The organism is Streptomyces sp. NPDC046303, assembly GCF_055588085.1.
Genome location: NZ_JBVJFA010000056.1, coordinates 1 through 22,747, shown reverse-complemented (window position 1 = coordinate 22,747; position 22,747 = coordinate 1). Strand labels below are relative to the sequence as shown.

Below are 22,747 nucleotides of genomic sequence, written 5' to 3'. Positions count from 1 at the left end.
CGGGCTCCTCGGGTGCGGGGGCGGTTCGGTCGAGGACGGTTCAGTCGAGGACGATCGTGGTCAGCGCGCGCGGGGCGAGCGTCGCCGTGAGGGTCGTGCCGTGCGTGGAGACGATGTCGGCCGGGGTGATCGAGCGGGTCGCGTCGGTGACGTAGCCGTCGGGGTGCCGGTCGTGCCCGCCGCGGAGCGAGAACGTGGCGGAGGTTTCGGTGGTTGCGGTGTTGAGGATCTCGATGACGCGGCTGCCGTCGGTGTTGCGGAAGGCGGTGATCTGCAGGGCCGGGTCGGCGTGGGTGACCGGCACGCGGACGGCGCCGGGGCGGATGAACCGGCTGAAGGCGGCCAGCGCCCAGTACCTCTTGGACACCCGGTAGTCGTCGCCGGGGTTGGCGAGCTGGATGAGCCCGCGGGTCGTGCCGAGGGACGCGCCGGTCCAGTAGACATAGGCGTTGGCGTTGCCGGCGGTCAGCGTGTTGTGGATGTCGGCCGCGACGGTGAGACCGTCGTAGCCGCTGCCGTCGTCCCAGTTCTCGTTCCAGGTGGAGCCGTCCGGCGACCATTCCGACATCCACACGTGCTTGCCGGTCGGCTGTGGGACGTCGGTGGGACCGCTGTAGCGGTGGCCGGTGATGGTCCGCACGGCCTGGCCGGCCGCGGGGTCCGCCTCGATGGCGCGGGTGTAGGCGGCCTGCCGGTCCCAGCCCGCGGCGTCGCAGCAGACCAGCTCGGTCTTCAGTCCCGATGCCCGAACGGTCGGTCCGAGCACCTTGAGGAAGTCGACGGTCTGCTGGGGGGTGAACCGCATCGAGGCGTACGTCGCCGTCCAATCGGGTTCGTTGGTGAACCCCAGGTCGGTGATGCGGATGCCTTCCTGCCGGTAGAACTTCGCGTACTGGACGAGGTAGTTCGCGTAGGCCTGACGCCATTGGGGCAGCAGCTCGCCGCCGTCGTTCTCGCTCCCGTTGGTCTTCATGAAGGCCGGGGCGCTCCAGGCGTCGGCGAAGAACCGTCTGACGCCGTAGGCCGCGGCCTCCTTGGCGAGCCAGACCTGGCCGCCGTCCCATCCGTCCCAGACGTATTGCGGCGTGGCGTCCGGGCCGCCGGGATCGGCCGGCAGGATCGTCGGCATGTGGTCGTAGACCCTGTCGGTCGAGGATCCGATGCCCAGGCGCAGGATCGAGAGGCCCGCGCCCTTGTCCTTGCTGAGGAGCAGGTCGAGCACCTCCCGCTGCTTGGCCGGGCTGAGGCCACGCGCGCCGTGCAGCAGGTCGGCCCGCTGGAAGGCCATCGAGAAGCCGAATCCGTCGATGGGCTGGAGCTGGGCGCGGAAGTCGATGACGGGGCGCGGGTCGGGGTCGGCGCGCGGCGCGGGGGCGGCCACCGCCTGCGATGTTAGCGCTAACAAAACAGTGAGCGTCAGTGCCGTCAGTCGTTTCACGACGTCTCCTCGTGGGGTGGAGGTCAGGCGGGAGGGGTCAGCCCTTGGTGGCGCCTGCGGTGAGGCCGCCGATCAACTGCCGCTCGGCGACGGCGTAGAAGGCGAGGGCGGGGACCATGGCGAGCACGATGTAGGCGAGGACGAGGGCGTAGTCGGTCGAGTACTGGCCCTGGAACTGCTGGACGCCGACCGGGATCGTCTGCCACGTCGGGTCGTTGAACACGAGCAGCGGCAGGAAGAAGTTGTTCCAGCTCGCGACGATCGCCAGCACCGAGACCGTCCCGAGCGCCGGACGGGCCATCGGCAGCAGGATCTTCCAGAAGAAGCGCAGCTTGCCGCAGCCGTCCATGATGGCCGCCTCCTCGACCTCCGCCGGGATGGTCCGGAAGAAGCCGCGCAGAATGATGATCGTCATGGGGAGCCCGAAGGCCGCCTGCGGGAGGATCACCCCGAGCGGGTTGTCGAGCAGCTCGAAGTTGCGCAGCAGCAGGAACAGCGGCAGGACGGCCACCGCGAACGGGAACATCAGCCCGATCGTGAACAGCGTGTAGAACAGCTCCCTGCCCCTGAAGGCGTAGCGGGCCAGCACGAACGCCGCCATCGCGGCGGCCGCCACCGTGCAGCACGTCGTGCCGATCGCGATGCCCGCGCTGTTGGCGATCTGCCGCCAGAACGTTCCGTCGCCGAGAATCCCGGTGTAGTTGCCGGTCTTCCACTGTTCCGGCAGCCCGAACGGGTTGGTCGTCAGCTCGCCGGTGCTCTTGAACCCGGAGATCACCGCGTAGATCAGCGGCACGACGACGAACGCGCCGATCAGCCAGACCACGGCGTGCAGCGACAGGCCGCGTGCCGCTCTGCGGGCGTTCATCGGCCACCTCCCGTGGTGACGGCCCCGCTCAGGTCGCGGCGCAGCACGTAGCGCTGGTAGAAGAGGGAGAAGACCAGACTGATCATGAACAGCACCACGCTGATCGCACTGGCGTAGCCGACCTGGTAGCGCTTGAACCCGAACTGGAACATCGAGATCGCCATCGTCTCGGAGGAGTGGTTGGGCCCGCCTGCGGTCATGACCCAGACGAGGTCGAAGAGCTGGATGGCCCCGATGATCGAAAGGAAGACGCTGATCCGGGTCGTCGGGCCGAGCAGCGGCAGCGTCACGTGGCGGAAGCGCTGCCAGGCGCCGGCGCCGTCGATGGAGGCGGCCTCGAGGATCTCGCCCGGGATGCTCTGCAGCCCGGCGAGGAAGAGCATCATGTGGAAGCCGAAGTACTTCCAGGTCATGACGAGGAACAGGGTCGGCATGACCGTCGAGGGGTCGGCGAGCCACTTGCCCTGCAGCCCTTCCAGGCCGAGCGCGCCGGCGAGGTGGTCGGCCATGCCGTCACCGGGAAGGAAGATCATCGTGAAGAGGACCGCCGTGACCACCTCGGACAGGATGTACGGCGCGAAGAAGAGCATCCGGTAGACGGCCCGGCCGCGCAGCTTCTGGTTGAGCACGACCGCAGTGAACAGCGCGAACGGCAACTGCACCGTGAGCGACAGGGCGATCAGGTACAGCCCGCGCCCCAGATCGCCGAGGAAGACCCGGTCGCCGAACAGCTTGGTGTAGTTCTCGAAGCCGACGAACTCGTCCATGGGGCCGATGCCGCCCCACTTGAAGAAGCCGGTGTAGACGGCGACGGCGATCGGGGCGAGGACGAAGACGAGGAAGAGGACCAGAGCCGGGACGAGGAACCAGGCGACCGACGCCCAGCTTCCCAAGCCGTGCAGGAGCGACCGGGCCGGGGCCGGCGGGCGCACCGGCACGGCCTGCTGCGTCCGCTCCTCGGTCAGGGTGGACACGGAGCTAGGCACCCTTCGCGGCTTCGGTGATCGACTTGGTGACCTGCTCGGGCGTCTTCTTGCCCGCGATGAGGTCGGCGACGCTGTCGTTGACCTCGCTGCCGACCGCCGGCGGGTAGGCCTGGTCGAGGAAGAGCTGGAAGCCCGTCGCCTTGACCAGGCTGTCGGCCACGACCTTCCTGGTGGGGTCGGTGAGCTGGCTCTCCGCGCCCTTGACCACCGGCAGGTAGCCGTTGGAGGCGAGCAGCTTGGACTCGTTCTCCAGAACGAAGAACTTCAGGAAGTCCAGCGCCTCCTTGGGGGCGCCCTTGCGCAGCGCGAAGCCACCGCCACCGCCGAACACCTCGGTGACCCGGCCGACACCGCCGTCGACCGTCGGGAAGGGGAAGAAGCCCAGGTCCGCTCCGAGGTCGGCGCCCGCGTCCTTCTGGACCGACGGCCCCCACTGCCCCATCAGCTCCATGGCGGCCTCGCCGTTGCCCATGGTCGCGGCCTGGCCGCCGGGGGTGGAGTAGCCGGCGCCGAGGAAGGCCGTCTGGAACGGCTGGAGGTCGACCAGTTCCTTGAGGTGGGTGCCTGCCTGGACGAAGCCGGCTCCGGTGAAGTCCTTGGTGGTCGCGGCCTGTTGGAGGGCGGGGAGGCCTGCGACGCGCATCGCGAGGTAGGCCCAGTAGTAGTGGCCCGGCCATTTCTCCTTGCCCGCGAGGGCGATCGGAGTGACGCCGGCCGCCTTGAGCTTCCTGACGTCTTCGAGGAGCTCGGCCCAGGTGGCCGGCGGAGCGCTGATCCCGGCCTTGGCGAAGAGCTTCTTGTTGTACCAGAAGCCGACCATGCCGACGTCGTAGGGCACCGCGTAGGTCCGGCCGCCGAACTGGTAGGCCTGCAGCGAGACCGGGGTGAGCTCGGACGACCAGCCGAGCACGTCCGTGAGGTCCTCGACCAGCCCGGCGTCGACCTGCTGCTGCAGCACGCCGCCGCCCCAGGTCTGGAAGACGTCGGGGAGCTTGCCCGAAGAAGTGGTGGCGGTCAGCTTGGACTTGAACGCCTCGTTCTCCAATGAGGTCGTCTTGATCGTGATGTTCGGGTGAGCGGTCGTGAACGCGGAGGAGATCTCCGGGAAGAGGGACTTTCCCGGTTCCGTCGTGGCGATGTTCCACCACGCGAAGGTCACCTTGCCGTCGGCCGCCGGCTTGCCGCCGGAGCCGCCTCCGCCGCAGGCCGCGGCCAGCGGGACGGACAGTGCGGTCAGGCCCGAGAGCGCCAGGAAGCGTCGTCGGCTCGGGTGGGTGCTGGCCATGGGACCTCCGGGGTGGGGCATGCCGATGCACGCTCGAAAACATTTCGTAACACTCTCGAATTCTGTGCTGCCATAAACTAGGAACGCCGGGCTCCTCGGTCAAGACCTCTCACCGAATTGCCCAAACGCAGCAGGCCCGTTGGGGCTTGACAAGCAGGTCACACCGACCGGAAACTCTCCGAAAAGTTTGCGATACCTGTCGCGAGCCAAAGGCGTCCGCGCAGAGGAGAGAAGTTGAGCGAGCAGCGTCCGACCCTGGCCGTCATCGCCGCGGAGGCAGGCGTCTCCCAGGCCACCGTGTCCAAGGTGATCAACGGCCGCTCCGATGTCGCACCTTCGACACGTGAACGCATCGAGAGCCTGCTGCGGTCCCACCACTACCTCCACCCCGGCCGGCAGGGCAGGGCCCGCAGGTCGGGCCTGGTCGACTTGATCATCGGCGGTCTGGACAGCGCGTGGGCGGTGGAGATACTGCGCGGCGTCGAGGCCGAGTGCGCCCAGCGGAGCGTCGGCACCGTCGTGTCGCTCGTCCCGCCGGGCGAGGCCACGCCGTCGAGTTGGGCCGCACTGCCGGTCCTGCACCACAGCGACGGCGTCATCCTCGTCACCTCTTCGGTCACCCACGCGCAGCGCGCCCAGGTGGAACGGGCCGGGGTGGCGCTGGTCGTCATCGACCCGATCGACCTGCCGGGCAACGGTGTGCCGAGCATCGGCGCGACCAACTGGGCGGGCGGCCTCGCCGCCACCGAGCACCTGCTGGAGCTGGGGCACCGCCGGATCGCCGCGATCGGCGGGCGCAGGGAGATGCTCTGCAGCCAGGCCCGCATCGACGGGTACCGGGCCGCGCTGGAGCGGGCCGGGATCGAGGTGGACCGCGACCTGATCCGGTTCGGCGACTTCCAGCACGAGGGCGGGTTCCAGCGCGCCCGGGAACTGCTCGCGCTCGCCGAGCCGCCGACCGCCGTCTTCGCCGGCAGCGACCAGCAGGCGATGGGTGTCTACGAAGCCGCCCGGCAGGCCGGGCTGAGCATTCCGCAGGACCTCAGCGTGGTCGGCTTCGACGACCTGCCGATGTGCGAATGGCTGTCACCGCCGCTGACGACGGTGCGCCAGCCGCTGGAGGAGATGGGCCGGCTCGCCGCCCGCACACTGTTCCAGCTTCTGGAGGACCAGCCCCTGGTCAGCCCCCGGATGGAGCTCTCGACCGAGCTCAAGGTCCGGCTCTCCACCGCCCCTCCTCGCCCCTAGGAGACCCCCTTGACCGAGCCCTGGCGTGACCCCCTCCTGCCCGCGTCCGTGCGAGTCGCCGATCTGCTGAAACGGATGACGGTGGAGGAGAAGGCGGGGCAACTCGCCGGCTTCTGGGCGTTGCCCTCGAACCCCGGGGCACCTGTCGCGCCGATGGAAGACGATTCCGGGGAGTCCGCGCCCGGATTCGCCGACCTCGTCGCCCACGGGCTCGGCCAGCTCACCCGCGTGTACGGCACCGCCCCGATCACCGCGGAAGCCGGAATGGAGCGGCTCGCCGCGCTCCAGCAGCAGGTGACCGGATCGGGCCGGTTCGGGATCCCGGCGGTCGCTCACGAGGAGTGCCTGACCGGGTTCATGACGTTCGGCGCGACGGTCTTTCCCGGCCCGCTGGCCTGGGGTGCGTCCTTCGATCCCGGGCTCGTGCGCCAGATGGCCGCCGCCATCGGCGCGGGGATGCGGCGGGTCGGCGTCCACCAAGGGCTGGCTCCGGTGCTCGACGTGGTCCGCGACTACCGGTGGGGCAGGACCGAGGAGTGCATCGGCGAGGACCCTTATCTCGTCGGAGCCATCGGCACCGCCTATGTGCAGGGTTTGGAAGGCGCCGGGATCGTGGCGACGCTCAAACATTTCGCCGGGTACTCGGCCTCGCGCGGCGGCCGGAACATGGCCCCCGTCTCCTCGGGTCCGCGCGAGTTCGCCGACGTGCTGGTCGAGCCTTTCGTACGGGCCTTGCGCGAGGGAGGCGCCCGGTCGGTGATGAACAGCTACACCGACGTGGACGGCGTCCCGGTGGCCGCCGACGAACGGCTGCTGACCGAGGTGCTCAGGGGTGAGCTCGGTTTCGGCGGTGTGGTCGTCGCCGACTACTACGCCGTCTCCTTCCTGGAGACCCGGCACGGCGTGAGCGGATCGCGCGGCGCGGCCGGCGCACTGGCGCTGACGGCCGGAATCGACGTCGAGCTGCCCACGGCCCGCTGCTACGGCGAGCCGCTGACCGAGCTGGTGCGGTCGGGGAGCGTACCCGAGGAGCTCATCGACCGGGCCGCGGAACGGGTCCTGCTGCAGAAGGCCGAGCTCGGCCTGCTCGACCCCGACTGGCAGCCCGTCAAACCCGAGCCGGTCGACCTCGACCCGCCGGAGAACCGCGCCCTGGCCAGGCTCCTGGCCGAACGGTCCACCGTGCTGCTCGCCAACGACGGCATCCTGCCGCTGCGGCCGTGCCGGGTCGCGATCAGCGGACCGTACGCCGACGACCCGCAGTCCTTCCTCGGCTGCTATTCCTTCCCCAACCACGTTGCGCTGCCCGGCGACTTGGGGCTGGAGATCCCGACGCTCGGCGAGGCGCTGACCGCTGCCGGGTTCACGGTCACCGCGGACGATCCGGACGTGAACGTGCTGGTGCTCGGGGACCGGGCCGGCATGTTCGGCCGGGGCACCTCCGGGGAGGGCTGCGACGCCGAGACCCTGGACCTGCCCGGCGGCCAGGCCGCCCTCGCCTCCGCCGTTCTGGACTCCGGGGTGCCGACCGTCCTGGTCCTCGTCTCCGGCCGGCCCTACGCGCTCGGCACGCTGGCGGAGCGCGCATCGGCCGTGGTGCAGGCCTTCTTCCCCGGCGAGGAGGGCGGGACGGCGCTGGCCCGGATCATCAGCGGGGCCGCGGAACCGACCGGGCGGCTGCCCGTCTCCATCCCCCGCCGGGTCGGCGGCCAGCCCGGCACCTATCTGCACGCCAGGCTCGGCGGGCGCACCGACTGGAGCTCGGTGGACCCGACCCCGCTGTTCCCGTTCGGACACGGGCTGAGCTGGACCCGTTTCACCTGCTCGGAGCTGTCGGTGGATCCCGTCGCCGCGACGGACGGGGCCGTCGCCGTTTCGGTCACCGTACGCAACGTCGGCGAGGTGGCCGGGACCGAGGTGGTCCAGCTGTACCTCTCGGACCCTGTGGCCTCGGTCGTCCGGCCGCAGCGGTGGCTCGCCGGATTCGGCAGGGTCGAGCTGCAGCCGGGGGCGGCCGCCCGGATCACCTTCTCCGTCCATGCCGACCGGACCTCTTTCACCGGACTCGACCTGCGCAGAAGGGTGGAGCCCGGGGAGATCGGCGTGGCCGTGGGACGGTCCAGCGGCGACCTTCCGCTCCAGGGCTCCTTCACCCTGGAGGGCCCCGTACGTCACCCGGCGGCCGACCGGGTGCTGTCCGTACCGGTCGAGATCGTCCCGGTCCCGTGACCCGGTTGTTCGGCTGCCGCACCGGAGGGCGATGTCACGACGCGGGGCGGCCATGGCCGAGAGGAGCGGGAAGCACACCCCGGTCGCATCGGGCCGACCCTGGCGGAAGCGCCCCCGATCAGGCCGGTGCGGGCAGGTCGGGGGCGGACTCGCGCACCGTCAGGCGGGTCGGGAGGATCAGCGGGGTGGGGTGGTGTCCTTCGATGGCACCGACCAGCATCCTGGCCATCTCCTGCCCCAGTGCCCGCACCGGCTGATGGACCGTCGTCAGCGGCGGACTGGTGTGCCGGGCGCTCGCCAGGTCGTTGAAGCCGATCACGGCGACGTCCTCGGGGACCCGGAGCCCCCGTTCCCGCAAGGTGCGCAGGGCACCGATGGCCATCGCGTCGGAGGCCGCGAACACCGCGTCGGCATCCGGGTGTGCCCGGAGCAGTCGCACCATCGCCGCGGCGCCGCCGTCCTCCGTGAACTGCCCGGGCTCGACCCCCAGCAGCGGCAGGCCGGACAGCGTCAGACCCTCGGTGAAACCCTGCTCCCGCGCGAGGGCGGCCCGGGCGTCGACCTGTCCGCTGATCATGACGGGCCGTCGGCGGCCGGTGCGCGCGAAGTGCTCGGCGGCCAGGCGGGCACCGCCGCGGTTGTCGGCGTCCACGTACCACGTCGGCTCCCCGACGAGCGGCAGTCCGCCGAAGACGACGGGGAGGTCGATCTCCTCGACCAGGCGCCCCAGCGGATCGTCGCCGCGCAGCGCCATCAGCATGACGCCGTCGGCCCGGCGGGAGCGCAGCAACCGCTCGAACCGCTGCCGGCCGCGCGGGGTGTTGGCCAGCAGCAGGATCAGTTCCAGTTCCGTCTGCTCCAGCGCCGCGCTGACGCCGACGACGACCTCCGCGAAGAACGGGTCCGCGAACAGCCCCGGTTCGTCGCTGGAGACGGCCAGCACCACCGCTCCGACCCGGCGGCTCGCCAGGGCCTGCGCGGACGGATTGGGCACGAAGTCCAGCTCGCGCACCGCCCGTTGGACCGCCTCCCGCTTGGCGCGGCTGACGTGCGGGGCGTTGTTGATCACCCGGGAGGCCGCCGTGCGCGATACGCCGGCTCGTGCAGCCACCTCGTCGAGGGTCGGCATGCGCTTGGGTGACGGCTCCATGGAAAAGCTGCTCCTCGGGCTCACGCGGACGGTGAACAGGGAGTCATGATTCCATGCGCCGTCCCGACTTCGGACCTGCACGGCGGATGATGCCGGGCTCCATGTGGCAGCGCTTCCAACCTGTGACGGCATCACCGCCCCCGAACAACTTCCGTGTTCAACCTCTTGACACACTCTGATGACGGGCCCAATCATCCCTCAACACGGGATCAAAACTGGAAGCGCTTCCACTTCCCCGCCCCCCACTCATCGGAGGAAGAACCATGCGCAAGTCCTTCCGGGCTGCATCCGCCCTGCTGGCCGGCGTGCTCGCCACCGGCCTCGCCGCGATCAACGCGAGCCCGGCCTACGCCGCCGACCCGACCACCATGACGAGCGGCTTCTACACCGACCCCGACAACTCCGCCCTGCGCTGGGCCAACGCGAACCCCGGAGACGGGCGTGCGGCAGCGATCCGGACGTCCATCGCCAACACCCCGGCAGCCCGCTGGTTCGGCAACTGGAGCGGCGACATCGGTGCGGCCGCCGGCGCCTACGTGGGCCGCGCGGACTCCCATGACAAGCTGCCGATCCTCGTCGCGTACAACATCCCCCACCGGGACATCTGCGCCGGTCACTCCGGCGGCGGCGCCGGGAGCCGCGCCGCGTACGACGCCTGGATCGCCGCCTTCGCCAGTGGCATCGGCAGCCGCCCGGCGGTCGTCATCCTCGAGCCCGACGCGCTCGGCCACGAGAGCTGTATGACGGCCGCTCAGATCGCCGAGCGCAACGCGATGCTGAAGAATGCGATCGCCCAGTTCAACGCCAAGGCCCCCAACACCTGGGTGTACCTGGACGCCGGGAACCCCGGCTGGGTCGAGGCCTCGACCATGGCGCGGCAGCTCGCGGCCGCCGGTGTCGGCGGGGCCCACGGCTTCGTACTGAACGTGTCCAACTACTTCCGCACCGACCAGAACACCTCTTACGGCAACGCGGTCAACTCGGCGCTGGCTTCCTACGGCTACACCAAGCCGTTCGTCGTCGACACCAGCCGCAACGGCAACGGTTCCAACGGCGAGTGGTGCAACCCCGCCGGCCGCCGGATCGGCACTCCCAGCCAGCGCGGCGGCGGTGCCGAGATGTTGCTGTGGATCAAGATCCCCGGCGAGTCCGACGGAAACTGCGGCGTCGGGGCCGGCTCCTCGGCCGGGCAGTTCCTGCCGGAGGTCGCCTACAAGATGATCTACGGGTACTGATCCGTTCCCTCGCCGAAAGCCGGGCCCTGGCGCCGGGCCGATCCCCCACGCGGTCCGGCGCCAGGGCCCGCGACACCCACCCCAGCCGGAGGAACTCCGTGCGCATCCCCCCGTACCTGTACCGATCCGCCCTGGCCGCGAGCGCACTCACCCTGCTGCTCGGCGCCGCCGCCCCGGTCTCCGCCGAACCGGGCTCCGAGGCGACCTCCGAAGCGAGCGCCGAGGTGAGCTCCGAGACAAGCCCCGCGCCGGCCTCCCACACGCTTCCCGCGAACTCCCGCTTCTACGTCGATCCCGGCAGCGACGCGGCGCACCAGGCCGTCACCGACTTCCTCCACCGGGACTTCGAGGGCGCCGCGTCCATGGCGAGGCTGGCCAGTTGGCCGGGGGCCGTCTGGTTCACCGACGGCAGTCCGGACCAGGTCGAATCCCGCGTACGCGAGCTGGTGCGCCGCGCCGGGCGAACCGGGACGGTTCCCGTCCTGGTGGCCTACAACATCCCGCTGCGCGACTGCTCCCAGTACTCCTCCGGCGGTGCGCAGTCGGACGCCGAGTACCAGGCCTGGATCAGCGCCTTCGCCCGGGGGCTCGGCCACAGCAAGGCCGTCGTCATCCTCGAACCGGACGGGCTGGCCAACCTCCCCTCCGACTGCGGTCCCGACAGCGACCCCACCGGCGAGATCACCACCGGTCGCTTCGCCGACCTCAACCACGCCATCGACGCCCTGGAGCGGCAGCCGAACAGCGTCGTCTACCTGGACGCCGGCAACAGCCATTGGCGCAGCGTCGGCGACATCGCGCAACGCCTCCTCCAGGCCGGTGTCACCCGTACCCAGGGCTTCTCGCTGAACGTCTCCAACTATCTGCCCACCGATCTGTCCACCCATTACGGCAGTTGGATCTCCCAGTGCCTGTGGTTCGCCACCAAGGGACCGGACTGGGCCAAGGGGCACCCCGAATGGTGCGCGAGCCAGTACCACTCCCCTGCCGCACCGAACGACGGGCAGCCGGGAAACTCCGTGAACGTGGACGACCCGTCCACCTGGCACTGGACCGACCTGTGGTTCCGGCAGAACGTCGGGACCCCGCCCGCGCAGGAGCTGACCCACCTCGTCGTCGACACCAGCCGCAACGGCCAGGGCGCTTGGACCCCGCCCGCCGGCAAGTACAGCGGCGACCCGCAGACCTGGTGCAACGCTCCCGGCCGCGGCATCGGCGACCGCCCGACCGCGAACACCGGCGTCCCGCTCGTCGACGCCTATCTGTGGATCAAGACCGTCGGCCAGTCCGACGGCCAGTGCAACCGCGGCATCCCGGGCGGCACCATCGACCCGGAGTACGGCATCGTCGATCCCGCGGCCGGCGTGTGGTGGCCGGAGCAGGCCAAGTCCCTGGTCCGGAACGCCCGTCCCGCCCTGGAGTTCAACACAGTCCTGCGCTGACCGAGTCCGCCCCACCTCGCCGGACGTCGTTCCCTGCGAGCAGTCGAAACAATTTCGATGGCCCTTTGTGCGACCAAAAGACGCCATTGGACTCCCGGAAGGGAAGAATTCTCGAAACTCTTTCGAAATTCTTGACTTGTTTCGGCAAGGTTTCCACACTGATTCCCGAGGCCGTGTCGCCCTCTGTGCGGGTACCGGGTAACGGGTGACGGACGCCTTTCGGATCGTCACGCCCTGGGTCATGAGCGTCCTTTGTCCATGGACGCGGGCGTCGCTCACGCGGATTCATTTTTTCTGCCGCGCTTTCCACCCTTCCGTGAATTCCTTCCTGGAGGCTCAGCCATGGGCTCACATGCCATTCCCCCACCCACCGTCCGCCGGAAGATCGGCGGTCTGTGGATGGCGCTGGTCGTCGGCGTCCTCGGTTCGGCCGCCGCGCTGGCGGCGCCGATGACCTCACACGCGGCCGAGAACACGCTCGGCGCCGCGGCGGCCCAGAGCGGCCGCTACTTCGGCACCGCCGTCTCCTCGGGGCGGCTCAACGACTCGGCGTACACGGCGATCGCGGGCCGCGAGTTCAACTCGGTGACGGCCGAGAACGAAATGAAGATCGACGCCACCGAGCCCCAGCGGGGCCAGTTCAACTTCACCGCCGGTGACCGCGTCTACAACTGGGCGGTACAGAACGGCAAGCAGGTGCGCGGCCACACCCTGGCCTGGCACTCCCAGCAGCCCGGCTGGATGCAGAGCCTCAGCGGCAGCTCGCTGCGCCAGGCCATGACCCACCACATCAACGGCGTGATGGCCCACTACAAGGGCAAGATCGTCCAGTGGGACGTCGTGAACGAGGCCTTCGCCGACGGCAGTTCGGGAGCCCGGCGCGACTCCAACCTGCAGCGCACCGGCAACGACTGGATCGAGGTCGCCTTCCGCACCGCGCGCGCCGCCGACCCGGCTGCCAAGCTCTGCTACAACGACTACAACGTCGAGAACTGGACCTGGGCGAAAACCCAGGCCATGTACGCCATGGTCCGGGACTTCAAGCAGCGCGGCGTGCCCATCGACTGCGTCGGCTTCCAGTCGCACTTCAACAACGACAGCCCCTACAACAGCAATTTCCGCACCACCCTGCAGAGTTTCGCCGCGCTCGGTGTCGATGTGGCCATCACCGAACTCGACATCCAGGGCGCCTCGGCGTCGACCTACGCCAACGTGACCAACGACTGCCTGGCCGTTGCCCGCTGCCTCGGCATCACCGTCTGGGGTGTGCGCGACACAGACTCCTGGCGACCGGAGCATTCGCCGCTGCTGTTCAACGGCGACGGCAGCAAGAAGCCCGCCTACACCGCCGTCCTGGGCGCGCTCAACGCCGCCTCCCCCACTCCCTCGCCCGGTTCCGGACAGATCAGGGGCGTCGGTTCGGGCCGCTGCCTGGACGTGCCCGGTGCCAGCACCACCGACGGCACCCAGGTCAACCTGTGGGACTGCAACAACCGCATCAACCAGCAGTGGACCCCCACCGCCGGAGGCGAGCTCAGGGTCTACGGCAACAAGTGCCTGGACGCCGCCGGCACCGGAAACGGCGCCAAGGTCCAGATCTACAGCTGCTGGGGCGGCGACAACCAGAAATGGCGCCTGAACTCCGACGGTTCCATCGTCGGCGTGCAGTCCGGTCTGTGCCTGGACGCCACCGCCAACGGCACGGCCAACGGCACACTGATCCAGCTCTACTCCTGCTCGAACGGCAGCAACCAACGCTGGACCCGCACCTGACCTGCCACAGCGAAGAGGGTGAACCGATGAAGACGAACGGTGCGGCCTCCGCCGCCCCTCGGTTAGGGCGTCCCTGGTGGTCGCGGTTGGCCTTCGTGCTGGCGGCGGCCCTCGCGATCGGCATGCTCGCAGCGGTACAGCCGACGCCCGCCGCGGCGGCGACGGTGGACACCAACGCCTGGTACGTCCTGGTCAATCGCAACAGCGGCAAGGCGCTGGACGTCCAGGCCGTGTCCACCGCCGACGGGGCGCGGGTCATCCAGTGGACGCGCGGCGACGGAGCCAACCAGCAGTGGCAGTTCGTGGACTCCGGCGGCGGCTTCTACCGGCTCAAGGCCCGGCATTCGGGCAAGGTCCTCGACGTGGCCGGCGCCTCGACCGCCGACGGTGCCGCGATCGCGCAGCGGACCGACGGCAACGGGGCCAACCAGCAGTTCCGGCCGGCCGACTCCGACGCAGGCCACGTCCGGCTGATCAACCGCAACAGCGGCAAGGCCGTGGAGGTGCAGGGCGGCTCCACGGCCGACGGCGGCAACGTCGTCCAGTACACCGACTGGGGCGGCGCCAACCAGCAATGGCAGATGGTCAAGCTCTCGTCCGGCGGGGGCGGCGGCGGATGCGGCAGCGCCCCGACCCTGGCGAGCGGTACGCACACGCTGCAGAGCGGCGGCAAGAGCCGCAGCTTCATTCTCAGGGTCCCGGCCGACTACGACAACAGTCGCCCCTACCGGCTGATCTTCGCGTTCCACTGGCGGGGCGGAACCGCCGGCGACGTCGCCTCGGGCGGAACGAGCGGGAATTCCTGGTCGTACTACGGCCAGCAGGAACAGTCGAACAACAGCGCGATCCTCGTCGCCCCGCAGGGCCTCGGCAACGGCTGGGCCAATGCGGGAGGTGAGGACATCACCTTCGTCGACGACATGATCCGGCGGATCGAGGGCGGGCTCTGCGTCAACCCGGCGCAGCGTTTCGCCACGGGCTTCAGCTGGGGCGGCGGCATGAGCTACGCACTGGCATGCAGCCGGGCGAACGCCTTCAGGGCGGTCGCGGTCATCTCCGGCGCCCAGATCAGCGGGTGCAGCGGCGGCGCCCAGCCCATCGCCTACTTCGGGATCCACGGCATCGGCGACTCCGTCCTCGGCATCGCGCAAGGACGGTCCCTGCGCGACAGGTTCGCCGGCAACAACGGCTGCACTGCCCAGAGCCCGCGCGAGCCCGCCCCGGGCAGCCGGACGCACATCACCACCACCTACGCGGGCTGCCGTGCCGGGTATCCGGTCCAATGGGCCGCGTTCGACGGAGGCCACCTACCCGGTCCCGTCGACGGCTCCCCCACCGAGAGCGGCGTCGCCACCTGGACGAAGGGAGAGATCTGGCGGTTCTTCGCACAGTTCCGGTGACGCGCCCGCCACGCACGGCCGCGCCATGGAGTGGAGCCGGGACGATCCTGGCTCCACTCCGTCGTCGTCCTCGCCCACCAGGTATGACACGCCCCCGGGCGCGGGAATCCGCCGGTACGCGGTGGGGCTCGGCCTAGGCTCGCGGCATGGGTACCGAGAGGGTGGCAGTGGCCGACCTGATCTTCGATCGGCTGGACACGAATCGTGACGGAGCACTCAGCGCGGAGGACTACCTGGCGAGTGCGGAGCACGTACTGCGGTCCTACGGCATGGGGCCGAGTTCACCCAAGGGGCGCGCACTCATCGAGGCGAATCTCGCGCTGTGGCAGCACCAGGCGGAGTTCGCCGACCGCGATCAGGACGGGCAGATCACGAAGGAGGAGTACCGGGCGTGGTTCGGCAGCCTTCCCGACGCGGATTCCGGCTTGCCCTCGGGCACGCCCGAGGTGATGGCCGTACTGCACGCGCAGTTCAATGTGGCCGACCGGAACGGGGACGGGCTGCTGGACAGTCGTGAGTTCGTCGTCTGGCGGGGCCTCAAAGGCGTGTCGGCCACGTCGGCGGAAGCCTCGTTCGAGCTGATCGACTCGGACGGGGACGGCGCGATCAGCTGGAAGGACTTCACCGACGCGGCGCACCGGCACGGCCTGGAGGCACTGCTGTACACGCCGGGTCGAACCGGTTGACGTCACCGGTTCCCCCGACGGAGCAGCTCGTCACACGCCGGTGGCGAGTGCTGCGTGGCGCCATGCGCCGAGTTCACGTCGCACCAGGTCCAGCTTCGCCTCGACGCGCTCGACCGCGTCCGCGCCCAGCTGGAGGCGCAGCGGCGGCTCCGCGACCTCGGTGATGTCGACGATGGCCTTCGCCGCCTTCACCGGATCGCCCGGCTGGCGGCCGTCGTTCTCGGCCAGTGCCTCGCGCACCGGCCCCGCGCCGGCGGCGTAGTCGGCGATGGAGGCCGGTGCGACGTGCATGCTCGAGCTGTTGAGGAAGTCGGTGCGAAAGCCGCCCGGCTCCACGATCGTGACACGGACGCCCAGGGGGGCCAGCTCGCCGTGCAGCGCCTCGGAGATGCCCTCGAGGGCGAACTTCGAAGCACCGTACAGGCCCACGCCCGGAGCGGTGGCGAAGCCGCCCACGGAGCCGATGTTCACGACGTGTCCGGACCGCTGGGCGCGCAACGCCGGCAGGACGGCCCGCAAGGTGTTCAGCACACCGAACACGTTGACGTCGAACAGAGCCCGGGCGGCCGTGTCGGACACCTCCTCGACCGCGCCCACGAGCCCGTAGCCGGCGTTGTTGACCGCAACGTCGATCCGCCCGAACTCCGCCAGACCGGCCTCCACCGCGGCCGTCAGCTGTCCGGGGTCGGTCACGTCCGCGCTCACGGCCAGCAGGCCGTCCGGCTTGTCGGGGTACGCGCGGAGCACCGCCGCACCGTCCCGTGCCGTGGCGATCACGCCGTGCCCACGATCCAGCGCCTCGCGGGTGATCGCCGCGCCGAGCCCGCGCGACGCACCCGTGACGAACCAAACGCCCATGTTCTTCCCCTGTTCCGATTCCGATCGCCCCATTGGCCGACGGCTCGACGCTAGAAGCTAGAGTCGGGTCTAGATCAATAGTTCTGTGACGGGGGCGCTCATGGACCTGAGCATCGGTGAAGTGGCGGAGCGCAGCGGGCTGAGCGTTCACGCTCTGCGGTTCTACGAGCGGGAAGGCCTGTTCGCCAACCCGGTGCGCCGCTCGTCCAACGGCCGGCGGATCTATCACGAGGAAGATCTGGAGTGGCTGGCGATCTGCACGAAGCTGCGCTCTTCCGGGATGTCGCTGGCCACGATCCGGCAGTACGTCGAGCTGGCCCGCCAAGGCCCGGGCAATGAGCACGAGCGACTGGAGCTGCTGCGCCGGCACGAGAGCCACGTGGAGGCGCAGATCCGGGAACTGAACGAGACCTTGGACGTCATGCGGTACAAGGTGAGGATCTACGAGGAGCACCTCGCCCGCGGTGAGGCCGACCGGCTCTGGAATCCGTCCCGCCCGAATGTGTGATCATGATCGGATGGACGCTCGTTTCCTTGGCATCGCCGAGTTGGCCGAAGCCCCGTCCGTGGCGGTCGTGGTCGACGTCATGCGTGCTTTCACCGTGGCTGCCTGGGCCTTCGCCCAGGGAGCGGAGAAGGTCGTTCTCGCCGAGTCGCTGGACGAAGCCGTGGCGCTCAAGGCCCGCCACCCGCATTGGGTGGCGCTCAAAGACGGTCCGCCCGCGCCCGGGTTCGACATCGTCAATTCGCCGGGGCTGCTGCGGTCCGTTGACCTCGGCGGACGGACCGTTGTGCAGAAGACCACGGCAGGGACGGTCGGTGCGCTCGCGGTGAAGGAGGCGTCGCTGGTGCTGTGCGCCGGCTTCGTGGTGGCGGAGGCGACGGCCCGGCTCTTGCGGACACGCGAGTGTGACGGTGTCACGTTCGTGGTCACCGGGGAGGACGGGCGGGCCGATGAAGACATGGCGTGCGCCCAGTACATCGCCCGGAGGGTCATCGAGGCCGAGACGGACGCAGCCGAGTTCCTCCGCCGCGCTGCCGCGTCGCGCGCGGCCACCGAGCTGGCGGAGGGTGTGCGCCAAGGGGTCCATCCTGACGACATCGCACTCTGCCTTGAGCTCGACCGGTTCCCCTTTGCCATGGTTGCGACGTTGGAAGACCCGCTCATGGTGCTCCGTCCGTGCGCCGTGCCCTCGCTGCCGGACGGACGTCCGCCTGAAACCAGGGGGTGAGGTCCGGCTCTCGCCGGGCGCCCGTGGTGCCCTACCGCCCGATAGGGCACCGTGCCGGGCCGCCGCTCCGCTCCGCCCGCTCTGCCGTTGCGTCAGCCGTCGACGTCCGCGCAGATCGCCTGGACCGTGAGGTCCACCGGAGCGGTGTGTCCGTTGAAGATGGCGCCGTCCCAGCGGGTGTTGTCCTCCCCGGGCACCGTCCCGGACCGTACGACGCGGACGCCCGCGGTCTGGGGGTTCACGTAGACGCCCCCGCCCGTCACCTTCTTTCCGGTCGGGCAGCGGAGCGTGATGCCGCAGGTGGCGTTGACGGGGCATTCATTGGTCTGCGAGACCACCTCGTAGCCCGTGAATCCTCCTGTGCCCGAGCCGCCGGAGGTGGCTTCCGCGCTCTGGGCGCAGCTGATGTTCTGGGTGCCGGTGAAGGTGTTGTTCGCGCCTGCCTGGCCGGTCGGGTAGCAGACGAGGGTGATCGAGGGCAGGTTGAGGAGGGACAGCAGCGAGTCGTCCGCTGCGGCGTGGGCGCTGCCGGTCCCGAGCAGCGTCGCGGCCAGTGCGGTACCGGCGATCGCCGCCACCCTTTTCCTCAGCTTCACGTGCACGCCCCTCACGCCGCGGCGTCCACACAGATGGCGTAAGCCCTGACGATACGGTCGGTGTTCGTCGGGTTCGCCGCACTCACGACCCATGTGGTCTCGTCGGCCGGGAGGTTTTGCAGCACCTCCAGATCGAAGTCCTTTTCGAAACCGCCGCCTGTGACCACCTTCCCGGCCGGGCATGGGATGGCGACTCCGTTGAAGCCGTTGGCCGGGATGGTCACTTCGCGCAGCCTCACCTCCTGCCCGGTCACCCCGCCGTCCGCGGTGGCTCCGCCGGCGGAGAGGATGACCGCGGCAGCCGCGGTCGTGCACACGGTGGCGAGCGTCCTGGTGAGTTTCGTATCGGGCCGTCCCTTCGTCGTCTACTTGAGCAGGTCGCCGAGGGCGGTGGCGTTGGCAGGTGCCGGAGACAGCCCGGAAGCAAGTCCGGCGATCTGGCGCTTGGCGTCCTTGACCGTCGGAGTGAGGAAGCGGAGCGACAACAGGTTGTCGAGGCTGAGCGGACCGGCCAGGGTGCCGGCGCTCGGGCGGCCGGCGGCGGGAGCAGCGTGGGCGGCGGTGGCGGAAACGAGCCCGACGGCGATCGCCAGGGCTGCCCCGGAGAGGGCCCGGGCAAGGGTGAGGTGAGCCATGACCGCCCCAACGTCGCGGGGAGCGGCCGGTTATGGCTCGTGAGCCGAGCGGGGCGGTTTTTCGCCCGAGTGGCCGGTCTTGCAACTGCCCCTACGCGGCCACGACCTGTCCGGTCGCACCTGTCGGACTGCGCGGCGGTCACGATGCGGGGGTGACGGCCACCAGCCGAAGGCGATCACGGGAGCCGCTTGCGCCGGTGGTGCGCGGTCCGTGAGTCAGTGCCCCTGATGCCGACGCGCATCGAACCGGGACAGCACCCGCACCACACGCCACACGGCAGCAAGGACGGCCAGTACGGCCCCCACCGCGAGCACGCCCTTCGCTGCGGGCTCGGAGACACCGATGACCAGGGCCGGCACCAAGAACACCCCGAACACGATCGCGGCCAGGAAAGCAGCCGTCACCAGGGCGAACATGATCTCCACCGTCATCGCATCCTTCTCCCACCGCGACTCGCGCCCCATGTCCATGCCGCAAGTCTCGCAGGACGGTCGGACGCGCCGGGTATCAACTCGGCTCCGGGGGCAGGATCTCAGTCGTGCCGGGCGAGCTTGACCGCGGAGACGAGAAGGATCACGGCCAGCAGGGGGATGAGGATGAGGTCCGGGAACACCCCCAGCAGCAGTCCGCCCAGCACGGCACCGACGATCGAGCCGACGGCCATGGTCACGGTGAAGCGGATGTTCGCGCCCAGGACCGCGAAGCTGCCGTCACGGCTGTAGCGGGCGAAGGCGACGAGCATGGTCGGCAGTGAGACCAGCAGGGAGAGGCTTCCGGCGGTCTTGATGTCCTCGCCGAACAGCAGCACGATCGTCGGGATCAGCAGCTCGCCACCGGCGACACCCATGATCGCGGCGATCACCCCGATGCCGAAGCCCGCCACGACTCCGGAAGGGATCTGGGCCCAGAGCGGCAGCGCGACGGGGTTCATCTGTGTGGTGTGCGTGAGGAGCAGGGCAGCCGCCATGAGGACCATCAGCGCGGCCAGCACCTTGTAGAGGGTGGTGCTGCGCATGCGGACCGCCCAGCTCGCTCCGGCCCAGGCGCCGAGAAGACTGCCGGCCAGCAGGTTGACCGCGACGGGCCAGCGGGCGGCGACATCGGCGGCCGGGACCGCGGCCAGCCGGGCGGGCAATGCGACCAGGACGACGACCAGGCTCATCGCCTTGTTCAGGATGACTGCCGAGAGCGCCGCGAATCCGAAAAGACCGATCAGCAGGGGCAGGCGGAACTCGGCGCCGCCCAGGCCGATCATTCCCCCCAGCACCCCGATCGCGGCCCCGGCGCCGAAGACGGCGGGGGCCGAGTGCGTCGGGCGGAGTGGAGCGAGGCTCTGGTCGGCGGTCATGCGTGCATCATCGCCGGTGACCGTCGCTTCGTGCCATGACGAGAAGGCACGGGGCATGCACTCACGGTTCGTGCGGTTCTCCCAGCGTCCCCGCTCCCCGTGGCCTGGCGGGGCCGACGGCATGCAGCCCGCCCCGCCGGGCAGGGGCCCCGTGAGGTATGTCGAGGAAGGAAACAGCCACTCCGCGGACACCCATCCGAACTATCTTGAGTCGACTCTTGTCAAGTTTGTTGCCGCGCGCTATATAGGTGGTGTCGCCATGTGCATCTGTGACGAGATCGGAGAGGAGTGACCGATGATGCTCATGCGAACCGACCCCTTCCGTGAACTGGACCGGCTGACCGAACAGGTCCTGGGAACCGCCGCCCGGCCGGCGGCGATGCCCATGGACGCCTTCCGCGAGGGTGAAGCCTTCGTCGTCGAGCTGGACCTGCCCGGCGTCGACCCCGAGTCCATCGACCTCGACGTCGAACGGAACGTTCTCAACGTCAAGGCGGAGCGGCGGACCAGCGCCTCCGGAGACGGCAGCGACGTGCTGATCGCGGAGCGCCCTTCCGGCACTTTCAGCCGACAGCTGTTCCTCGGCGAGACGCTGGACACCGACCGCATCGAGGCCTCCTACGACGCCGGCGTGCTGCGGCTGCGCATCCCGGTCGCGGAGCAGGCGAAGCCCCGGAAGATCGAGATCAAGGCCGCGGACGGCTCACACAAGGAGATCAACGCCTGACGGACGCGCGGCAGGAATGCGGAGGGCGGGCCGGCCTTGCCCGGCCCGCGGACCGTCCTCGGTCGCAGCTGCCGGAGCTGCATAGGCAGCCCGGAGAAAGCGAGGTTGCGGTCATGTCCGATACACCGCCTCTCGCGGCCGAGACGACACAGTGCGCCGACGGGCACCTCAAGGTCGCCCTGTCGGGAGAGATCGACATCGTCAGCGCACCGCAGCTTCGCGTAGCGCTGGATGCGGCGTTGTCCGACGGTGCGCGGGTGGTGGAGCTCGACTTCAGCGGGGTCGAGTTCTGCGACTGCTACGGGCTGGGCGTCCTGCTGGAAGCCCGCCGCCGGGCGCGCGAACGGGGCACCGTTCTGCGCTTGGTGAGCGTCACGTCGCCGTTGGTGCGGCGCCTCCTGCACCACACGGGCGCGGCTTCGGCCCTGCTCGACCGCCCGGCGCAGTGAACAGCCGAAGGGTTCATCGATGACCACGGATCGTTGCTTTGAAGGGAGCGGATGATGGCACGCGCGGTCGGGATCGACCTGGGCACGACCAACTCGGTCGTCGCCGTCCTGGAGGGCGGCGAGCCCACGGTCATCACCAACACCGAAGGAAACAGGACCACCCCTTCCGTGGTGGCCTTCGGCAAGGGCGGTGACGTCCTGGTCGGAGAGATCGCCAAGCGGCAGGCGGTGACGAACGTCGACCGCACCGCACGGTCCGTGAAGCGCCACATCGGCGAGGCGGACTGGCGTTTCCCGGATGCCGGCGACATCGACGGCAAGCGGTACACGGCGCAGGAGATCTCGGCACGGGTCCTGCAGAAACTGAAGCGGGACGCGGAGGCGTATCTCGGCGAGGACGTCACGGACGCGGTGATCACCGTTCCGGCGTACTTCAACGACTCGCAGCGCACCGCGACGAAGGAGGCCGGTGAGATCGCGGGCCTGAACGTCCTGCGCATCATCAACGAGCCGACGTCCGCCGCGCTCGCCTACGGCCTGGACAAGGAGAACGACCAGACGATCCTCGTCTTCGACCTGGGCGGCGGCACTTTCGACGTGTCGCTCCTGGAGATCGGCGAGGGGCTGGTGGAGGTCAAGTCCACCAACGGCGACACCCACCTCGGCGGCGACGACTGGGACCAGAAGATCGTCGATCACCTGGTGAAGCAGTTCCGGAACGCGTACGGCATCGACCTGTCCAAGGACAAGATGGCGCTCCAGCGTCTGCGCGAGGCCGCGGAGAAGGCGAAGATCGAACTGTCCGCCGCGACGGAGACGACGATCAATCTGCCGTACGTCTCCGCGTCCGCCCAGGGCCCGCTGCACTTGGACGAGAAGCTCACGCGCTCGCAGTTCGAGCAGCTGACCGCCGATCTCCTGGAGCGCTGCAAGGCGCCGTTCCACAACGCGGTCAAGGACGCGAAGATCAAGGTCTCGGACATCGACCACGTCATCCTGGTCGGCGGGTCGACGCGTATGCCGGCCGTGACGGAGCTGGTCAGGGAGCTGACGGGCAAGGATCCGCACAAGGGCGTCAACCCGGACGAGGTCGTCGCCATCGGCGCCACCCTCCAGGCCGGTGTGCTCAAGGGTGAGGTCAAGGACGTCCTGCTCCTCGAC

At 69.6% G+C, this 22,747-nt stretch carries 23 protein-coding genes; 12 read left to right on the top strand and 11 right to left on the bottom strand.

What is annotated here, in order from left to right; genetic code table 11:
- Positions 1-40: 40 nt before the first annotated feature.
- Genes ACZ6I1_RS33220 through ACZ6I1_RS33205 form a run of 4 tightly spaced genes read right to left on the bottom strand, consistent with a single transcriptional unit; the run spans position 41 to position 4,577 of the window.
- The gene (locus tag ACZ6I1_RS33220) at positions 41-1,438 is read right to left on the bottom strand and encodes a glycoside hydrolase family 30 protein (RefSeq protein ID WP_469292678.1); all 1,398 of its coding nucleotides are present in this window, start codon (positions 1,436-1,438) and stop codon (positions 41-43) included.
- A gap of 37 nt (positions 1,439-1,475) precedes the next feature.
- On the bottom strand, positions 1,476-2,306 hold the full coding sequence (locus ACZ6I1_RS33215) for a carbohydrate ABC transporter permease (protein ID WP_469292676.1): 831 nt from the start codon (positions 2,304-2,306) through the stop codon (positions 1,476-1,478).
- Positions 2,303-3,292, bottom strand: coding sequence for a carbohydrate ABC transporter permease (locus ACZ6I1_RS33210; RefSeq protein WP_469292674.1), 990 nt, complete (start codon positions 3,290-3,292; stop codon positions 2,303-2,305). The genes ACZ6I1_RS33215 and ACZ6I1_RS33210 overlap by 4 nt, the downstream gene beginning before the upstream one ends.
- Complete coding sequence (locus ACZ6I1_RS33205; RefSeq protein ID WP_469292673.1) at positions 3,285-4,577, bottom strand: extracellular solute-binding protein; 1,293 nt, start codon at positions 4,575-4,577, stop codon at positions 3,285-3,287. The genes ACZ6I1_RS33210 and ACZ6I1_RS33205 overlap by 8 nt, the downstream gene beginning before the upstream one ends.
- A 234-nt stretch (positions 4,578-4,811) precedes the next feature.
- Between ACZ6I1_RS33205 and ACZ6I1_RS33200 the strand changes: the two genes are divergently transcribed.
- Positions 4,812-5,825, top strand: coding sequence for a LacI family DNA-binding transcriptional regulator (locus ACZ6I1_RS33200; protein WP_469292671.1), 1,014 nt, complete (start codon positions 4,812-4,814; stop codon positions 5,823-5,825).
- Between the two features lie 9 nt (positions 5,826-5,834).
- Entirely contained in the window at positions 5,835-8,054 is a 2,220-nt protein-coding gene (locus ACZ6I1_RS33195) for a glycoside hydrolase family 3 N-terminal domain-containing protein (protein WP_469292670.1), read from the top strand.
- 118 nt (positions 8,055-8,172) lie between these two features.
- Here the strand turns inward: ACZ6I1_RS33195 and ACZ6I1_RS33190 are convergent, their stop codons facing one another.
- Complete coding sequence (locus ACZ6I1_RS33190; RefSeq protein ID WP_469292668.1) at positions 8,173-9,204, bottom strand: LacI family DNA-binding transcriptional regulator; 1,032 nt, start codon at positions 9,202-9,204, stop codon at positions 8,173-8,175.
- Positions 9,205-9,467: 263 nt separating this feature from the next.
- On the opposite strand from ACZ6I1_RS33190, the gene ACZ6I1_RS33185 reads away from it, so the two are divergent.
- From ACZ6I1_RS33185 to ACZ6I1_RS33165, 5 genes are all read left to right on the top strand, one after another.
- Positions 9,468-10,439, top strand: a complete 972-nt coding sequence (locus ACZ6I1_RS33185) for a glycoside hydrolase family 6 protein (RefSeq protein WP_469292667.1) — start codon at positions 9,468-9,470, stop codon at positions 10,437-10,439.
- Between the two features lie 98 nt (positions 10,440-10,537).
- Positions 10,538-11,881: a glycoside hydrolase family 6 protein gene (locus ACZ6I1_RS33180; RefSeq protein ID WP_469292666.1), complete on the top strand. Its 1,344-nt coding sequence runs from the start codon at positions 10,538-10,540 to the stop codon at positions 11,879-11,881.
- A gap of 342 nt (positions 11,882-12,223) precedes the next feature.
- Positions 12,224-13,654, top strand: coding sequence for an endo-1,4-beta-xylanase (locus ACZ6I1_RS33175; RefSeq protein ID WP_469292665.1), 1,431 nt, complete (start codon positions 12,224-12,226; stop codon positions 13,652-13,654).
- A gap of 95 nt (positions 13,655-13,749) precedes the next feature.
- On the top strand, positions 13,750-15,054 hold the full coding sequence (locus ACZ6I1_RS33170; RefSeq protein WP_469292690.1) for an RICIN domain-containing protein: 1,305 nt from the start codon (positions 13,750-13,752) through the stop codon (positions 15,052-15,054).
- A gap of 146 nt (positions 15,055-15,200) precedes the next feature.
- Entirely contained in the window at positions 15,201-15,740 is a 540-nt protein-coding gene (locus tag ACZ6I1_RS33165) for an EF-hand domain-containing protein (RefSeq protein ID WP_469292664.1), read from the top strand.
- 30 nt (positions 15,741-15,770) lie between these two features.
- Here the strand turns inward: ACZ6I1_RS33165 and ACZ6I1_RS33160 are convergent, their stop codons facing one another.
- Complete coding sequence (locus ACZ6I1_RS33160) at positions 15,771-16,598, bottom strand: oxidoreductase (RefSeq protein WP_469292662.1); 828 nt, start codon at positions 16,596-16,598, stop codon at positions 15,771-15,773.
- 100 nt (positions 16,599-16,698) lie between these two features.
- Here ACZ6I1_RS33160 and ACZ6I1_RS33155 point away from each other — a divergent pair, with 100 nt between their 5' ends.
- Both ACZ6I1_RS33155 and ACZ6I1_RS33150 read left to right on the top strand, forming a co-directional pair.
- On the top strand, positions 16,699-17,106 hold the full coding sequence (locus ACZ6I1_RS33155) for a MerR family transcriptional regulator (protein ID WP_469292661.1): 408 nt from the start codon (positions 16,699-16,701) through the stop codon (positions 17,104-17,106).
- A gap of 10 nt (positions 17,107-17,116) precedes the next feature.
- Positions 17,117-17,830, top strand: a complete 714-nt coding sequence (locus ACZ6I1_RS33150) for a 2-phosphosulfolactate phosphatase (protein ID WP_469292660.1) — start codon at positions 17,117-17,119, stop codon at positions 17,828-17,830.
- Positions 17,831-17,922: 92 nt separating this feature from the next.
- On the opposite strand, the gene ACZ6I1_RS33145 is transcribed toward ACZ6I1_RS33150, so the two are convergent.
- The 5 genes from ACZ6I1_RS33145 to ACZ6I1_RS33125 all read right to left on the bottom strand — a co-directional run bounded on the left by ACZ6I1_RS33145 (position 17,923) and on the right by ACZ6I1_RS33125 (position 20,410).
- Positions 17,923-18,426 carry a hypothetical protein gene (locus tag ACZ6I1_RS33145; RefSeq protein WP_469292658.1) on the bottom strand — a complete coding sequence of 168 codons (504 nt, stop codon included), beginning with the start codon at positions 18,424-18,426 and terminating at the stop codon, positions 17,923-17,925.
- Between the two features lie 11 nt (positions 18,427-18,437).
- The gene (locus ACZ6I1_RS33140; RefSeq protein ID WP_469292657.1) at positions 18,438-18,743 is read right to left on the bottom strand and encodes a hypothetical protein; all 306 of its coding nucleotides are present in this window, start codon (positions 18,741-18,743) and stop codon (positions 18,438-18,440) included.
- Between the two features lie 48 nt (positions 18,744-18,791).
- Positions 18,792-19,061 carry a hypothetical protein gene (locus tag ACZ6I1_RS33135; RefSeq protein WP_469292656.1) on the bottom strand — a complete coding sequence of 90 codons (270 nt, stop codon included), beginning with the start codon at positions 19,059-19,061 and terminating at the stop codon, positions 18,792-18,794.
- 216 nt (positions 19,062-19,277) lie between these two features.
- Positions 19,278-19,532 (bottom strand): DUF6332 family protein, encoded by a 255-nt coding sequence (locus ACZ6I1_RS33130; RefSeq protein WP_469292654.1) that lies wholly within the window; start codon positions 19,530-19,532, stop codon positions 19,278-19,280.
- 62 nt (positions 19,533-19,594) lie between these two features.
- Positions 19,595-20,410 carry a sulfite exporter TauE/SafE family protein gene (locus ACZ6I1_RS33125; RefSeq protein ID WP_469292653.1) on the bottom strand — a complete coding sequence of 272 codons (816 nt, stop codon included), beginning with the start codon at positions 20,408-20,410 and terminating at the stop codon, positions 19,595-19,597.
- A gap of 295 nt (positions 20,411-20,705) precedes the next feature.
- On the opposite strand from ACZ6I1_RS33125, the gene ACZ6I1_RS33120 reads away from it, so the two are divergent.
- The 3 genes from ACZ6I1_RS33120 to ACZ6I1_RS33110 form a co-directional block, all read left to right on the top strand.
- Positions 20,706-21,137: an Hsp20/alpha crystallin family protein gene (locus ACZ6I1_RS33120; protein ID WP_469292651.1), complete on the top strand. Its 432-nt coding sequence runs from the start codon at positions 20,706-20,708 to the stop codon at positions 21,135-21,137.
- Positions 21,138-21,250: 113 nt separating this feature from the next.
- On the top strand, positions 21,251-21,586 hold the full coding sequence (locus ACZ6I1_RS33115; RefSeq protein ID WP_469292650.1) for an STAS domain-containing protein: 336 nt from the start codon (positions 21,251-21,253) through the stop codon (positions 21,584-21,586).
- 54 nt (positions 21,587-21,640) lie between these two features.
- Positions 21,641-22,747, top strand: a 1,107-nt coding sequence (locus tag ACZ6I1_RS33110) for an Hsp70 family protein (RefSeq protein ID WP_469292648.1), incomplete at its 3' end; no start/stop codon positions are given.

Excerpts from the sequence above, each read along its gene's own strand:
- ACZ6I1_RS33215 (WP_469292676.1), bottom strand. The coding sequence starts at position 2,306 with ATGAACGCCCGCAGAGCGGCACGCGGCCTGTCGCTGCACGCCGTGGTC.
- ACZ6I1_RS33205 (WP_469292673.1), bottom strand. The coding sequence starts at position 4,577 with ATGGCCAGCACCCACCCGAGCCGACGACGCTTCCTGGCGCTCTCGGGC.
- ACZ6I1_RS33190 (WP_469292668.1), bottom strand. The coding sequence starts at position 9,204 with ATGGAGCCGTCACCCAAGCGCATGCCGACCCTCGACGAGGTGGCTGCA.
- ACZ6I1_RS33185 (WP_469292667.1), top strand. The coding sequence starts at position 9,468 with ATGCGCAAGTCCTTCCGGGCTGCATCCGCCCTGCTGGCCGGCGTGCTC.
- ACZ6I1_RS33175 (WP_469292665.1), top strand. The coding sequence starts at position 12,224 with ATGGGCTCACATGCCATTCCCCCACCCACCGTCCGCCGGAAGATCGGC.
- ACZ6I1_RS33165 (WP_469292664.1), top strand. The coding sequence starts at position 15,201 with ATGGGTACCGAGAGGGTGGCAGTGGCCGACCTGATCTTCGATCGGCTG.
- ACZ6I1_RS33160 (WP_469292662.1), bottom strand. The coding sequence starts at position 16,598 with ATGGGCGTTTGGTTCGTCACGGGTGCGTCGCGCGGGCTCGGCGCGGCG.
- ACZ6I1_RS33155 (WP_469292661.1), top strand. The coding sequence starts at position 16,699 with ATGGACCTGAGCATCGGTGAAGTGGCGGAGCGCAGCGGGCTGAGCGTT.
- ACZ6I1_RS33150 (WP_469292660.1), top strand. The coding sequence starts at position 17,117 with ATGGACGCTCGTTTCCTTGGCATCGCCGAGTTGGCCGAAGCCCCGTCC.
- ACZ6I1_RS33135 (WP_469292656.1), bottom strand. The coding sequence starts at position 19,061 with ATGGCTCACCTCACCCTTGCCCGGGCCCTCTCCGGGGCAGCCCTGGCG.
- ACZ6I1_RS33130 (WP_469292654.1), bottom strand. The coding sequence starts at position 19,532 with ATGGACATGGGGCGCGAGTCGCGGTGGGAGAAGGATGCGATGACGGTG.
- ACZ6I1_RS33125 (WP_469292653.1), bottom strand. The coding sequence starts at position 20,410 with ATGACCGCCGACCAGAGCCTCGCTCCACTCCGCCCGACGCACTCGGCC.
- ACZ6I1_RS33120 (WP_469292651.1), top strand. The coding sequence starts at position 20,706 with ATGATGCTCATGCGAACCGACCCCTTCCGTGAACTGGACCGGCTGACC.
- ACZ6I1_RS33115 (WP_469292650.1), top strand. The coding sequence starts at position 21,251 with ATGTCCGATACACCGCCTCTCGCGGCCGAGACGACACAGTGCGCCGAC.